The sequence below is a fragment of the Methylomonas sp. 11b genome, from assembly GCF_000515215.1.
GTDB lineage: Bacteria > Pseudomonadota > Gammaproteobacteria > Methylococcales > Methylomonadaceae > Methylomonas.
This window is the reverse complement of record NZ_KI911557.1, coordinates 4,599,598-4,614,243: the sequence shown is the minus strand read 5'-3', so window position 1 is coordinate 4,614,243 and position 14,646 is coordinate 4,599,598. Positions and strand designations below refer to the sequence as shown.

Sequence of the window (14,646 nt, the reverse complement as noted above, 5' to 3'; positions counted from 1 at the left end):
CTATGCACTTTTCCAGGAGGTCAAACCGTTTAGGTCCCCACATCTTGCTCAGTCATTTCCGCCAACGCGTCGCGATGTTCGCGGCGAATCAGCATTAAGTTTCTGGCATACACAAAAGTACCCGGCAATTGGCCCAGGATAATCACCGGATCAACGCGATGAATACCATAAGCCAAGACAATGACACCGCCCGACAAACTGAAATACCAGAAACTCACAGGAATCATGCTCTTCTGGTGCCGCTCACTGTGTATCCATTGCACGATAAAGCGCATCATGAACAAGGTCTGCCCTACCAATCCGATGGTGAGCCAAATGATGTCATTCGAGTCCATGATCGATAAATGGTGCTGCCATTTATCGATCAAATGCGTAAAAAAATAAACGATACCATTTTCCATGTTAATTACTCCTGAGATACGGCGGGGCAAACGGATTGAATCCAGCGATTAACCACGCTGAATCTCGCTAACAATCGGCAGACTATGGCGTTTTTTCAACCAAACCACGCCCAGCAAATCGACAATGCCGACCAAGGCCCGATCCAAGGTTCCGTATTTTGACGTGCCGAAATTTCTCGGCCTATGATTCACTTTCACCGAAATGACATGCCCGCCAGCCATTCTGATTAACGCCGGCAAGAACCGATGGATATGATCGAAATACGGCAAAGCCAAAAACTTATCACGCAGAAATAACTTCAAGCCGCAACCGGTATCCGGCGTGGCGTCATGCAAAATTGACTGGCGAACGGCATTGGCGAATTTGGAGGAGAACTTGCGCCAACCCGTGTCGTTACGTTTATGCCGAAAGCCGGCCACCATCCACAATTGGCTATCGTTTTGTTCGTGCCAGGCCGCGACCAGATTAGGTATATCGGCCGGATCGTTCTGACCGTCGCCGTCCAAGGTGGCAATCCACGGATAGCGCGCCGCCGAGACGCCCGTATGCACCGCGCGGCTTTGCCCGCAACTGCGTTGATGTGTCAGTACTCGCAGCGTCGGATATTGCTGCATCGCACCTTGCAGTTTAACGCCGGTGTCATCGGTACTGCCGTCGTCCACAAAAATCATTTCATAGGTTTCCCCATCGCCCAGCGCGCGATGGATTTCCTCGATCAGCAATTCGACATTGTCCGTTTCATTGTGAACGGGGACCACTACAGAAATCTTCATATCTTGGTAAAAGTTAAAAAAGTTGTGAATTGTATCAAACGCTTATGCACAGATAAGAATTTTGTACAGGTTTGAGTTATAGCGGCTTGACCTCAGCAGCCTGCCCCGCGTACCGAAATACCAGCCAATATTCCCGATGGGGCTGTAAGTATACGGCGTCGCTAGGCTTGTTTTTTTCCAGGGAAATCAGGTACCCGTCCGCGTGTTGCGCCGCCCAATCGGCAAGCCGTTCCGCAGGTAAAACCGGCAGTGGCTGGGTTAATCGCCCCAAGAAATTGAATTGACCTTGGTAATTGCCGACATAGACATAAGGGATTTGCTGTTCGTTGTAGTTTTTCACCTGCATTGCCGCGGGCGCCAGGTCGTATGCCGGACCGGCATAGCGGAAGAAAAATATAAATCCAACAAAAATTGCCGCCACCAAAGCCGTTGATATTGCCGCAACCGGCAACTTGCGTTTAATCCAAACCAGCAGCGCCAACATAATGGCAATAGCCAAGACACTCAAACCCCATGCTGGCTGCACAGTCTGGACCCAGTTCAGTTTCGACAAGCCCGGCACCTTGGGCAGATAAACTAAAAACATCCCGATTGCGCCGAACAGTAGCGGCAGCAAGCACTCGCCCGCTAATTTCGGCTTGTGGGCATGCAGTACCACCCTGGCTACCAACAACGCAAACGCCGGTAACATCGGAATCAGATAATGAATCTGCTTACTGGGCAACAACGAGAACACTACAAAGGTTGATAGCAGCCAAACCAGACAGAAACGTAGACCGCAATCACTAAAAAATCGGCTACCGCGCAAACTGCTCCAGAAACGTGGCCAAAACAACCACGGAAACAAAAACATCGGCAAAAACGGCAGATACCAGAACACTGAGCGGGTATGGATTTTAGTGCTTACTGCGCGATCAGCGGTCTGATGCCAAAGTATCGCGTTGGCGTATTCCTCGCCACCGGCCATGGCGGCCGGAATCGCCCAGGCTAGCGCTATCGCAGCTCCGATCAAGGCGGCTATCAATAAGCCAGCAAACCAGCGTGAATAGACAACAGGACGCTGTGCCCAGACAACTACAAAAGCCGCGGTTGGAATTAAATGCAAAAAAACCACCGGTCCTTTGCTTAGAATTCCCAAACCCAACGCTGCCGCAACCAATATCCAACCCTTGCGCTCCTCACCTTGTACAACTTCCAGAACACCGAGCATGCCTAACAACACCCAGCTGGTCAGCAGAACATCGAACATGATCGATGTGGCAAACAAAGTCCATAACAAGGTTGCAATCAATATCCACGGCGCCAACAATGCGGCTACCGCTTGCTCCGGCCAAAGCTTTTCCGCTAATTTTCGCGTCAGCAACAGATTTGCTAAAGCTGCCAGAGGTCCTACCAAACTCGGCCACCATGCGTTAACGCCAAACACGCCCCAACCAGCTTGAATCAACCAGAATAGTAAGGGCGGCTTATGACTATAGGTCTGGCCGTTTAGATACGGCACCAAAAAATCGCCGCGCAGCCACATTTCCCAGGCCACGCTGAGATAGCGCGTTTCGTCGATGGGTATGGGCGAACGAAAATAGACGCTTGTGGTCAACAGCAGCCAAAGCGGCAGAATGCCCCAGCGGTAAATCAGTTTATCGGGTATGGTCATTTTTCGAGAAAATATCGATTCCGAGCACTGGACATCCAAGTGACCAGAATCACGCCAGCGTTATGACAATAAGTTAAGCCAATTTCATGCCAACACTATTACAGTCGGCAAAGCCCGACACATCTAAAGTCGACATAAAAAGGTGACAGGGCCGGTTGAAACAAACCGCTAACCAGGTTGAATTGCCCCACTTATCATAAGGAATCAGGCGACGACTAAGCGCCATGACAAACTTTCGCCAGCCCGTAATGGTGTAATAGTGCCATCCACATTGGCGTAGGCTTCCGGCACGATCCAGGCTTGTTTTTCTAAAGTAACGCTCGCGGAGTTGCGCGGCAACCCATAAAAATCGGCGCCATAAAAACTGGCGAAGCCTTCCAGCTTATCCAAGGCGCCAGCCTGCTCAAAGGCTTCGGCATACAATTCCAACGCCGCATGCGCGCTGTAACAACCGGCGCAACCGCAGCTATTTTCTTTCAACCCGGTCAAATGCGGCGCGCTGTCGGTACCGAGGAAAAATTTGGCATTACCGCTGGTAGCCGCTTTTATCAGGGCTTGGCGATGGTGTTCGCGCTTCAGGATAGGTAAACAGTAGAAATGCGGGCGAATACCGCCGGCCAAAATAGCATTGCGGTTGTAGAGCAGATGCTGCGGGGTAATAGTCGCGGCGACATTCGCGCCTGATGCTTGGACAAACTCTACCGCTTCCTGGGTCGTCAGGTGTTCGACAACAATGCGTAGCGCTGGGAATTGCCGGGTAAGCTTGCTTAATTTACTATCGATAAAGATTTTTTCCCGGTCGAAAATGTCGTATTCAGCATCGGTGACTTCGCCGTGGATTAACAGCGGCACGCCGTATTTCTCCATCGCCGCGAATAAAGGATAAGCCGCTTCGATGTCGGCGACGCCGGCATCGGAATTGGTGGTCGCACCGGCTGGATACAATTTAAAGGCGAACACATACTCGGCATCGGCCACTTTTTTGATTTCCTCCACCGACGTACTTGCCGTGAGATACAGGGTCATCAAGGGCAGAAATGTCGATCCTGGCGGTAAAGCTGCCAAAATTTCCTGCCTGTAAAGCAAAGCCTGAGCGACCGTTGTGACTGGAGGTTTCAGATTCGGCATGATAATAGCGCGACCGAACTGCCTAGCCGTATGACCTATCACGGTTTTTAAAATACTGCCGGTCCTGACGTGCAAATGCCAATCGTCGGGTTGGCGGATGGTCAATTTATCCATAATCTCCGGGCGTTTTCATTTAAAATAGCCAGTTATTCTAACATTAAGGGCCTTGAAAAATTAAAACCCCGCCCTTAGTAAGCCGATTTAAACACTTTCAACTGGAGAAGCAGATGCCTATTTACGAATACCAATGCAATGCTTGCGGACATGAACACGAAGCCCTGCAAAAACTGGGTGCCGAGCCCTTAATCGTTTGCCCGGCCTGCAATGAAGCGGAATTAAAAAAGAAAATTTCCGCAGCGGGATTTCGTTTGAAAGGCGGCGGCTGGTACGAAACCGATTTTAAAAGCGGCAACAAGAAAAACGTCGCCGGCGAAAGCAAAGCCCCCGAAAAAGCCAGCAGTTGCAGCGGCTGCCCCAACCATAACCATTAGGAATCTCATGGTAACTGCCAGTTTTCCGAAACGACTGGCACTTCCTAATTTTTACCTATCCCCGTATTTTGATTAACCCGAGAACAACTATGCGTAGCCACAAGTGTGGAGAATTGAACACCCAACATTTAGGTCAAACCGTTGCCCTGTGCGGCTGGGTCCATCGTCGCCGCGACCACGGCGGCGTTATTTTTATCGACTTGAGAGACCGCGCCGGCCTGGTGCAAGTGGTGTTCGATCCCGATATGGCCGAAAGCTTTGCGATTGCCGAACACGTGCGCAGTGAATATGTACTGCGTATCGAAGGCATCGTCCGCGACCGCCCTGAAGGCACGCATAACCCGAACATGTCCACCGGCCAAATCGAAATACTGGGCAAACATATCGAAGTATTGAACGAGGCGGAAACCCCGCCGTTCCCGTTGGAGAGCGATATCGAAGTCAACGAAGAGACCCGCCTGCGTTTCCGTTACATCGATCTGCGCCGCACCGCGATGCAGCAAAAAATGAAAGTGCGCCGCGACGTCACCCGCAACCTACGTCAATATCTGGACGATCACGAGTTTTTCGAAATCGAAACCCCTTACTTGACCAAGGCAACCCCGGAAGGTGCGCGCGATTACATCGTCCCAAGCAGGACCCACCAAAACTCATTCTTCGCCTTGCCGCAATCGCCTCAACTTTACAAACAATTGCTGATGATTGCCGGCATGGACCGTTACTACCAGGTAGTACGTTGCTTCCGCGACGAAGATTTGCGCGCTGATCGCCAGCCGGAATTTACCCAGCTGGATATCGAAACTTCGTTCATGAACGAACAAGACATCATGGCGATCATGGAAGAAATGATTCGCCGTCTGTTCAAGGAAATTATCGATGTCGATTTGGGCGAACAATTCCCGGTGATCAGTTACTCGGAAGCGATGCGCCGCTACGGTTCTGACCGTCCGGACCTGCGTATCCCGCTGGAGCTTGTAGACATTGCCGAGGAAATGAAAGACGTCGATTTCAAAGTCTTCTCCGGCCCCGCCAACGATCCAAACGGTCGCGTAGTCGCCATGCGCCTGCCAGAAGGTGGCGACTTGAGCCGTAGCGTGATCGACGAACTCACCAAGTTCGTCGGCATTTACGGTGCTAAAGGCTTGGCTTATATCAAAGTCAATGACTTGGCAGCCGGCGTCGAAGGCTTGCAATCGCCTATCGTCAAATTCGCTCCGGCTGAGGTCTGGGCCAAGGTAATGGAAAAAGTCGGTGCGCACAATGGCGACTTGATTTTCTTCGGTGCCGACAAAACCGGCATCGTCAACGAAGCGATGGGCGCCTTGCGGGTTAAATTGGGCTTGGACCGCAACCTGTTGACCGGACCTTGGAAACCCTTGTGGGTCGTGGATTTCCCAATGTTTGCCTGGGACGAAAAAGCCCAACGCTTTACAGCTATCCATCACCCGTTCACCGCGCCGAGCTGCTCGGTGGAAGATTTGGTCGCTAATCCTGGTACGGCATTGTCGCGCGCTTACGATTTGGTGCTGAACGGCACCGAAGTCGGCGGCGGCTCGATCCGGATCAACCGCACCGCGATGCAGCAAACCGTATTCGACATTCTGGGTATTGGCCACGAAGAAGCCCGCGAAAAATTTGGCTTCCTTTTGGATGCCTTGAAATACGGTGCACCGCCCCACGGCGGTATCGCCTTTGGTTTGGACCGCTTGGTCATGTTGATGACCGGAGCCAGCTCGATCCGCGATGTGATCGCGTTCCCGAAAACCCAAACTGCCGCTTGCCCGTTATTCAATGCGCCGGCATTGGTCAGCGAAGAACAATTGAAAGAATTGGGCATCAGGTTGCGTAACCCTGCCGGCAAAACCGAAAAGCAGGATTAAAGTAAATCTGAGGGCGGGCTAACTTGTCCGCCCTTTGTTCTTGTTAAGCTTGCCACCTGCGATACCTTACCAAGCAGTGAACCAAGGTCTTGATATACGTCAAAAAAGCCCACCAAATACTCGTTGACTTTTTTTGCCAAATTGATAAGTTAATCACGTTATTTTTATTAAATAACAGATCCCGGTTGCGGATCTTCGCATGGCATAAGGATTACCGCCCAACACTCCGAACGAGGAGGGGGATGCTATGAATAAAATAACTCCACATCTACTTCGCGATTTGAACGCCACTCTTCCTGAGGGTGCAGAGTGCTATCTGTGCGGCACAGTCAGAAGAGCGCTACACAATTACCGCAAGGGTCGCGAACCCGTGGCCTACCTAGACAAAGATCACGCTCTAGCGGTGCTGGCGCATCGCCTTGGCCGCGGCCTTAGGCGTTTTTTCGTAGACGACATACAAACAGCGCTAGATGCCGCAGACCACCCAGACCAGCAAAAAAGTTCGCTCAGCTGGCCCTACTAGGCAAATCGATTAATCGTTTTTAGGGAAACCTACCGACTACATCCCCCTTCGGCGAAGGGGGAGTTTTTTCGGACTTTTCATTATTGAGCCTCAAACGCGGACAGGAAAAGTCAGCACATCACTAATGGACTCACTGCCCAGAGCAATCATCAGCAGCCGATCCAAGCCAATCGCCACGCCGCTGCAATCCGGCAAACCGCATTTCAAGGCCTGCAAAAATGCCGCATCCTTAGCGACCGCCGGCAAACCATGACTTAGCCTATAGGCAATTTCCTTATCAAAACGCGCTTCCTGTTCAAGCGGATCGGCGAGTTCATAAAAACCATTGCCCAGCTCCACACCATTGATAAACACTTCAAAACGCTCACTGATCCGCGAATCATCGACATTCAAGCGCGCCAGCGAAGACTGTATCGCCGGATAGCCATGCAGCAAATAAATCGTATCGTTATCCATCATCTGCTGGACGCGATGGCTAAAAATGAAATCCAGCCACAAGGCATGATCGTTACCGCACAGCTCGCTAGCCTCCGGAAGCGCATTCGCAGCCGCATAAGCCTGATAATCGCTGATGCAAAATACCAATGGATCCAAGCCGGTGGAATCCAAAAATAGTTGTTGATAGCTGATTTGCTGGGTTGGCAATTCGGCCCGAAAAGGCTGCAACAGCTGCTGCAACAATTCGGCGACTTCCAGCATCAATTGCCGCAAATCGTAGCCGACCCGGTACCACTCCAAAATCGTGAATTCCGGATTGTGATAACGCCCGGCTTCGCCATTCCTAAACGCCTTGCAGATCTGATAAATACTGCCGCTGCCGGCGGCCAACAGGCGCTTCATCGCGAACTCCGGCGACGTTTGTAGAAACAGAGTTGGCCGGTTGGGGGGGGAATTAAACTGACTGCTGAAAAAATCCAGCTGCGGATCGGTACCGGTGGCCGGGCACAATAGCGGCGTTTCGACTTCCAGCACATCCCGCACCTCGAAAAAACGCCGTATCGCCGCCAGCATTTGCGCGCGAATGCGCAAATGCTCCAGTGGGCAGCTGGGCTGCCAGCTTACCGTCACTCTTTAACGCGGGACACGTACTCGCCGGTACGGGTATCGACTTTAATGACTTCGCCGATTTGCACAAACAAGGGCACCCGCACCACGGCACCGGATTCCAGCGTGGCCGGTTTACCACCGCCACCGGACGTATCGCCTTTCAAACCGGGGTCGGTTTCGGTGATAGTCAATTCCACAAAGTTGGGTGGTGTGACAGACAATGGCGAGTCGTTCCATAGCGTCATCGTGCAAACATCTTGTTCTTTCAGCCATTTAATAGCATCGGACACCGCGTTTTTATCGGCTTGGTACTGTTCGAAGGTATCGGGGACCATGAAGTGCCAGAACTCGCCATCGCTATACAAATATTGCATTTCCTTATCAACGACATCCGCACCTTCCACGGTATCGCCGGATTTAAAGGTACGCTCAATGACCCGGCCGGTTTTCAGATTTCTGATCCTGACCCGATTGAACGCCTGCCCCTTACCCGGCTTAACAAACTCGTTTTCGATAATCGAACAAGGGTCGTTGTCCAGCATGATTTTCAAACCGCCCTTGAACTCGTTGGTGCTAAAAGTCGCCATTTTTTCCTCGTGAAACAAATAATAGTCGGACGATTATAATGGATAAGATTTTTAATCGGAAACCGGAGCAGCATTGAACACCCAAACCGCCGGCTGGCAACAGGCGCTTGCCGATGCATTTACCAGCGTCGAAGCCCTTTGTGACTATCTGCATATTCCAACAGACAGCGTGGCATTGCTACCGGATTTCAAAGCCTTTCCGCTCCGGGTACCGCGCGGTTTTGCCGATTGCATGCGTCCCGGCGATCCGAATGACCCCTTGCTCAGACAAGTGCTGCCGACTCAGAACGAACTGATCGACTATCCGGGCTACAGCCATGACCCGGTGGGCGATCTCGGCGCGGTCGCCGAAGCCGGCATCATTCATAAGTATCATGGCCGAGTATTGTTGATTAGCACCGGCGCTTGCGCAGTGCACTGCCGGTATTGTTTTCGGCGCAATTTCCCTTATGCGGAGTTGCAGTTGTCGACGCAAAAAGTCCAACAAGCACTTAGCTACATCATCAGCCATCCGGAAATCAGCGAAGTGATCCTCAGCGGCGGCGACCCCTTGTTGCTAAATGACGAAAAACTAGGCCAACTGCTTGATCGGCTAGGGGAGATCGAACATGTCAAACGTATTCGTATTCATAGCCGGGTGCCCATCGTGTTGCCAATGCGCATCACCCGGCAACTGCTGAACTCCTTCTCCAGTCTGTCGCAACAAATTGTGATGGTATTTCACGCCAATCATGCGAATGAGCTGAGTCCTGCCGTTGGTGCGATTTGTGGTGATTTACGCCACCGCGGCGTTACCTTGTTAAACCAAAGCGTGCTATTGAAAGGAATTAACGACACCGGCACGACGCTCTGTACATTGAGTGAAAAACTGTTTGAATTGGGCATTCTGCCTTACTACCTGCATGTGCTGGACCACGCCAGCGGCACCGGCCATTTTGAAGTATCCGAAACCGCTGCCAAGGATCTACTAGAGCATATGCAAAGGCATCTCCCCGGCTATCTGGTGCCCAAACTCGTTAAAGAACAGGCGGGAGCAGCGTATAAAATCCCAATTTGCTGAGCACCGGACAGTTTTCCGGCGACATGGATTCACATTTACCGATACCCGGTCTAAGATTTTTCCCGTCCCTCCCGGCAAGATTCCCGACATCAGCAAAATATGACAGATCAACACGCAAACACTGACAATCAGATACGCCGGTTCGTGCTGGTCGCAGTGTGTTTACTGTTGATATGCGACATGACCGTTGTGCTCTATCAGAGCATAAACGGCACCAGGGAACTGACCGAAATACTGATAATTTTGCTGCCGGGACTAGCTGTCTTGCTGATTTTTAGCGAACTGTTGTCAAATCGGCAACATCTGCCATCCGGACTGGCGCCCATCGGCGACTTTTACGACCATCTCACCCAATCCGCCATCGTGGTCGATAATCGGGGCATTATTCGCAGTGCCAACAAAGCCGCGGCTTTGTCGGTGGGCAAGTCCCCGGCGGAATTAGCCGGACAAGCCGTACACACCTGGTTTCACCCGACCAACCATGCCGAATTAGAATGCCCCTTATGCCAACATATCAAGGCCGGCAAGGCCATGCCGGCCAGCGACTTTGCCTTTCCAAATCAAACATGGCAGCAAATCTCGCTTACCCGTCTGTCCATGCATAACAACAGCGAATTAATCCAGTTCCATATCGACATCACGCCTCGAAAGCAAATTGAAGAACAATTGGCCCTGGTCATAGACGGCGCCCAGTTGGGCTATTGGGATTGGAATTATCTAAGCGGCAAACATTCCGTGAATCAACGTTGGCTGGACATGTTGGGCCTCAGCCATGACGAACTGGATAACTATGTCAGCGATTGGGACAAACGCCTGCATCCGGATGACAGACAGCGCGTGAAAGAGGTGGTTGCCAAGCACATAGAGTCCGGCCGCCCCTATGTAGTGGAATTTCGCATGCGCCATAAACTCGGCCATTGGGTATGGATACAAGGCTCCGGCGCCGTTGTAGCGTACGACCCGGTCAGCGGCGGTCCAAGCCGGTTATGCGGCACGCACCAAGACATCAGCGTACGTAAGCAGTCGGAGCATAATCTGCAACGCGCCTATCAAATTATCAGCCAGAGCGCGGCAGTGGTATTGAAATGGAATAATTCCGAAGGATTACCGATAGAGTTCGCCACTGAGAACGCCCGCCAGCTGTTCGGCTACAGTGTCGAACAATTGATTACCGGCAATCTGTTTTATCTCAACCTGATCCATCCCGATGATGTTGGGGTTTTCCTTCGCGAAATCGCCACCTGCCGCAACGATCCGGACTGTTTCGAAATAGCGCATCAACCCTATCGCATCGTCGCCCAAAACGGCGGCATAAAATGGGTGCAAGACCGCAAGATGGTGGTGCGCAACGAGCAAGGCAAGATTATCGATTATCAGGGTCTGGTTACCGACATCACTCAACAGCGCCAGCAAACCAGCGTGATTAGGAATATCGTATCCAGTAATCTGCCGCAAAATGCGACATCGCTACTGGATAATCTGACGCTATTGACCGTGGAAACCCTAGGAGCCGACTTTGCATTAATCGCGGAAACAACGGGCAATGGACGCGCCCGCAGCCTATCGCTTTGCGCAAAAGGCAAAATTGTCCGTAATCGCGAATTCAGCCTAGATAACTCACCTTGCCGCGAGGTTGCCGCCGGATCTATTTGCTGCGTCGAACATAATGTAGCGGAACGATTCCCCGACGCAGACTGGCTGCGACACCAACAAATCCAAGGTTATCTGGGCATTCCATTGCACGACAAACAACAAAATAGTTTCGGATTTATCTCGGTATCCTACTGTCGCCCCATTCCCGATACTAACTTTGCCACAGACACCCTGAAATTATTCGCGTTGCAAATTACCGCCGAGTTGGAACGCAGCCGGGCCCTCAATGCGCTGCAAGACCAAAAACAACGCTTACTGGATGCGCAAAGCATTTCCCATATCGGCGATTGGCATTGGCATTTGCCGGACAATCACTTTAGCTGGTCGGACGAAATGTATCGGATCACCGCAACCAGTAAAGCTGTTTTTACCCCCAACTTCTCCAGCATTTTAAGCACGCTGGTTCACCCGGACGACCAAAGCTTTTTCAAAACGTCGATGCAAAACGCGATCAATAGCGGCAGTCTCGATTTCAGACATCGGATAGTGCTCGGTAACGACCAAATTCGTCATGTCCACCAACGCGGACAAGTTATTCGCGACGTTAATGACAAACCCACTGGCATTCAAGGCACCATGCAAGACATCACCGACCGCCTGCAAACCGAGCAACGGCTGTTGGAAGCCAAGCAGCAGGCGGAACAGGCAACACGGGTAAAATCCGAATTTCTCGCCAATATGAGCCACGAAATCCGCACCCCGATGAATGCGATTATCGGCTTAGTTGAATTATGTCTGAACAGCAGCATCTCCGCCAAACAGCGCGACTACCTGGAAAGAGTGGAAACCGCCTCGCGCTCGTTGATGACCATCATTGACGATATTCTGGACTTTTCCAAAATGGAAGCCGGAAAAATGCAACTGGAATCCGTACCTTTTCTATTAGAAGAAATGCTGGATAAGGTGTTTTCCACGATGTCCGAACTCTGCGCCAGCAAAGGCATAGCCTTGATTCGCCCACCTAAGAGTCAGACTTTTCTCCCGGTGATCGGCGACCCGCAACGGCTAAGGCAAATTTTTATCAATTTGATCGGGAACGCGATCAAATTTACTGAGCATGGCGAGGTAAGAGTCACGCTCACCGAGCTTAGACGCTCCGCGCAACAGACTTGTTTGCAGTTTAGTATCAGCGACACTGGCATCGGCATGAATGCAGAAAAACAGGCCAAACTATTCCAGGCGTTCAGCCAAGGCGATAGTAGTGTCACGCGTCATTACGGCGGCACGGGCTTGGGCCTGATCATTTCCAAACAATTGGTCGAACAAATGGGCGGAACGATAAGCGTCTCCAGCCAAGAAAACCTCGGCTCGACATTTACCTTCAGCGTCAAACTCGGCATCACCAGCCTTGCTTCGATACGCAACGCGCAATACCAACAAAAGCTCCCCCTCGATAGCGGGAAATTGCAGCATATCAGCGGCGCACGAGTATTGCTGGTTGAAGACAACGAAGTGAATCGAATTGTGGCGATTGAGCTGCTGGAACAAGCACATTTGCAAGTCGACGTGGCCGAAAACGGCGAAATCGCCTTGGGCAAACTGCAACAAACCACTTACGACTGCGTGTTAATGGATGTGCAAATGCCGGTGATGGACGGCTATCAAACCACCAAACATATACGAGCAATACCCGGCTGCCAAACCTTGCCGGTCATAGCTATGACCGCCAACGCGATGAGCAATGATCGCAACAGATGCTTTCAAGCCGATATGGACGATTTCATCAGCAAACCGATATTACCGGAAACACTTTACGCCACGCTGGCGAAATGGATTAAACCGCGAGCTGATGGAATGCCCCAGACCGATCCGAACAGCGAACAGATGGCAAGCAATCCGCTTCCTTATCTGTATGGCATAGACACCTCCGCCGGCTTACAACATACGGCCGGCAACCTGACCGTTTATCGAAAAGTTTTACTAAAATTTGCTGAAAATCATGCGGATACCATGAACGAAATCGACCAAGCCTTCACACACAACCAGTACGACAAGGCCTATCAATTAGTCCATACTTTGAAGGGTTTGGTGGGCTCGCTCGGCGCGCTACAATTGCAAAGCCACTTAGTGCGGCTGGAAGAATCGCTAATCGATTTCCGTGCCAATATTGCCGATGTCCCGCATATCGACAGTAATATTGTCGCCACAACACTGGAGATGACCAAGGTTATCAGTAGTATCAACAGTAATTTGGCCAACAGCGAGAGCCACGGCGACGGTGAACCGCGCTACTCCACGCTGGAAATTCGGCAACAGCTGGCCATATTGATTGATAAACTACAAACCTTCGATTCCGACTCGGACCAGCAACTTGAACGGATTATGCGCCATATCGACGATAAAGCTCTGCTGCAAATCTTATTGCCCATCAAAAAACAAATTGCCAATTACCAGTTTGTAGATGCTGCGCAAGCTCTCAACCACATACTGGAACATCGGATATAGGAAAATGGAAAGTAGAAACACGCATACCATCCTGGCCGTGGATGATAGCCCGGAAAACCTGGATCTTATCAAGAATATTCTCGAACCCCATTACACGGTAAAAGTAGCCGTGCATAGTGAACTGGCTTTACATATTGCCACCAGCCAACTTCCCGACCTGATCCTGCTGGACATCATGCTCGACGACATGGATGGTTATGAAATATGCCATCAGCTCAAGTCGTCTGATAAAACCCGCAATATTCCGATTATTTTTCTGACCGCCAAACATTCGGAAGAAGATGAGGTGCATGGCTTCCGAATCGGCGGTAGCGACTACATCACCAAACCGTTTTCGCCATCGATTGTTTTAGCAAGAGTACGCACTCAAATTCAGCTAAAAACCAAATCCGATTTGTTGGAAAAACTGGCTTCGCTGGACGGACTGACGGAGATACCCAACCGCAGAGCGTTTGACGCCGCGTTGGAACGCCAATGGAATCAATCCAAACGCACCGGCATGCCGCTCTCGTTACTAATTGCCGATATTGACAATTTCAAACAATTTAACGACTACTTTGGCCACCCTATGGGCGACGAGTGCCTGAAAAGGGTGGCGCGCGCCTTACAAACAATTACCCACAGACCCGAAGACTTGGTAGCCAGATTGGGCGGTGAAGAGTTCGCCATCCTGCTTCCCAACACCGACAGCATAGGCGCCCTGATGCGTGCCGAGCAGTACCGCGAAGCCATAGAGAATCTGAAAATACGGCACACACAGAGCAACCCCAACAATTTCGTGACTATATCCATCGGCGTTGCGACCTTGCAGGCCCACACGTTCGACGACGTTGCCAGTTTACTGAAAGCGGCGGACGACGCGTTGTATCAGGCCAAGCATCAAGGGCGGAATCGCATCTGTGCGAATAACTTGTCCAACGGCAGTTAGTTTAAATATCTGCGCGTCGTTACCGTTCCGGAAAGCGTCTATAATCCTCGCTAATTCACTCGATACCTTATTACC

The 14,646-nt window shown here is 51.2% G+C and carries 12 protein-coding genes; 6 read left to right on the top strand and 6 right to left on the bottom strand.

Annotation, left to right across the window (positions count from 1 at the left end):
- Nucleotides 1-29: 29 nt before the first annotated feature.
- The 4 genes from METH11B_RS0122210 to pyrC form a co-directional block, all read right to left on the bottom strand.
- Nucleotides 30-401 (bottom strand): lipid-A-disaccharide synthase N-terminal domain-containing protein, encoded by a 372-nt coding sequence (locus METH11B_RS0122210; protein WP_020485310.1) that lies wholly within the window; start codon nucleotides 399-401, stop codon nucleotides 30-32.
- Nucleotides 402-449: 48 nt separating this feature from the next.
- Nucleotides 450-1,175 carry a glycosyltransferase family 2 protein gene (locus METH11B_RS0122205; protein ID WP_026603923.1) on the bottom strand — a complete coding sequence of 242 codons (726 nt, stop codon included), beginning with the start codon at nucleotides 1,173-1,175 and terminating at the stop codon, nucleotides 450-452.
- A 76-nt stretch (nucleotides 1,176-1,251) separates the two neighbouring features.
- Nucleotides 1,252-2,829 (bottom strand): ArnT family glycosyltransferase, encoded by a 1,578-nt coding sequence (locus METH11B_RS0122200; protein ID WP_026603922.1) that lies wholly within the window; start codon nucleotides 2,827-2,829, stop codon nucleotides 1,252-1,254.
- 204 nt (nucleotides 2,830-3,033) lie between these two features.
- Nucleotides 3,034-4,071: a dihydroorotase gene (gene pyrC, locus METH11B_RS0122195; RefSeq protein WP_026603921.1), complete on the bottom strand. Its 1,038-nt coding sequence runs from the start codon at nucleotides 4,069-4,071 to the stop codon at nucleotides 3,034-3,036.
- 113 nt (nucleotides 4,072-4,184) lie between these two features.
- On the opposite strand from pyrC, the gene METH11B_RS0122190 reads away from it, so the two are divergent.
- The 3 genes from METH11B_RS0122190 to METH11B_RS0122180 all read left to right on the top strand — a co-directional run bounded on the left by METH11B_RS0122190 (nucleotide 4,185) and on the right by METH11B_RS0122180 (nucleotide 6,851).
- On the top strand, nucleotides 4,185-4,448 hold the full coding sequence (locus METH11B_RS0122190; RefSeq protein ID WP_026603920.1) for an FmdB family zinc ribbon protein: 264 nt from the start codon (nucleotides 4,185-4,187) through the stop codon (nucleotides 4,446-4,448).
- 89 nt (nucleotides 4,449-4,537) lie between these two features.
- On the top strand, nucleotides 4,538-6,328 hold the full coding sequence (gene aspS / locus METH11B_RS0122185) for an aspartate--tRNA ligase (RefSeq protein ID WP_036276323.1): 1,791 nt from the start codon (nucleotides 4,538-4,540) through the stop codon (nucleotides 6,326-6,328).
- Nucleotides 6,329-6,575: 247 nt separating this feature from the next.
- Complete coding sequence (locus METH11B_RS0122180) at nucleotides 6,576-6,851, top strand: hypothetical protein (RefSeq protein WP_026603918.1); 276 nt, start codon at nucleotides 6,576-6,578, stop codon at nucleotides 6,849-6,851.
- Nucleotides 6,852-6,941: 90 nt separating this feature from the next.
- On the opposite strand, the gene epmA is transcribed toward METH11B_RS0122180, so the two are convergent.
- Together epmA and efp are read right to left on the bottom strand one after the other, a co-directional pair.
- Complete coding sequence (gene epmA / locus METH11B_RS0122175) at nucleotides 6,942-7,919, bottom strand: EF-P lysine aminoacylase EpmA (protein ID WP_026603917.1); 978 nt, start codon at nucleotides 7,917-7,919, stop codon at nucleotides 6,942-6,944.
- Nucleotides 7,916-8,485 carry an elongation factor P gene (efp, locus tag METH11B_RS0122170; RefSeq protein ID WP_020485302.1) on the bottom strand — a complete coding sequence of 190 codons (570 nt, stop codon included), beginning with the start codon at nucleotides 8,483-8,485 and terminating at the stop codon, nucleotides 7,916-7,918. The genes epmA and efp overlap by 4 nt, the downstream gene beginning before the upstream one ends.
- Nucleotides 8,486-8,558: 73 nt before the next feature.
- Between efp and epmB the strand changes: the two genes are divergently transcribed.
- From epmB to METH11B_RS0122155, 3 genes are all read left to right on the top strand, one after another.
- Nucleotides 8,559-9,545 (top strand): EF-P beta-lysylation protein EpmB, encoded by a 987-nt coding sequence (epmB, locus tag METH11B_RS0122165; protein ID WP_026603916.1) that lies wholly within the window; start codon nucleotides 8,559-8,561, stop codon nucleotides 9,543-9,545.
- A gap of 99 nt (nucleotides 9,546-9,644) precedes the next feature.
- Nucleotides 9,645-13,643 (top strand): PAS domain-containing protein, encoded by a 3,999-nt coding sequence (locus METH11B_RS0122160; RefSeq protein WP_026603915.1) that lies wholly within the window; start codon nucleotides 9,645-9,647, stop codon nucleotides 13,641-13,643.
- 4 nt (nucleotides 13,644-13,647) lie between these two features.
- Nucleotides 13,648-14,571: a diguanylate cyclase domain-containing protein gene (locus METH11B_RS0122155; RefSeq protein WP_020485299.1), complete on the top strand. Its 924-nt coding sequence runs from the start codon at nucleotides 13,648-13,650 to the stop codon at nucleotides 14,569-14,571.
- The last annotated feature ends 75 nt before the right edge of the window (nucleotides 14,572-14,646 follow it).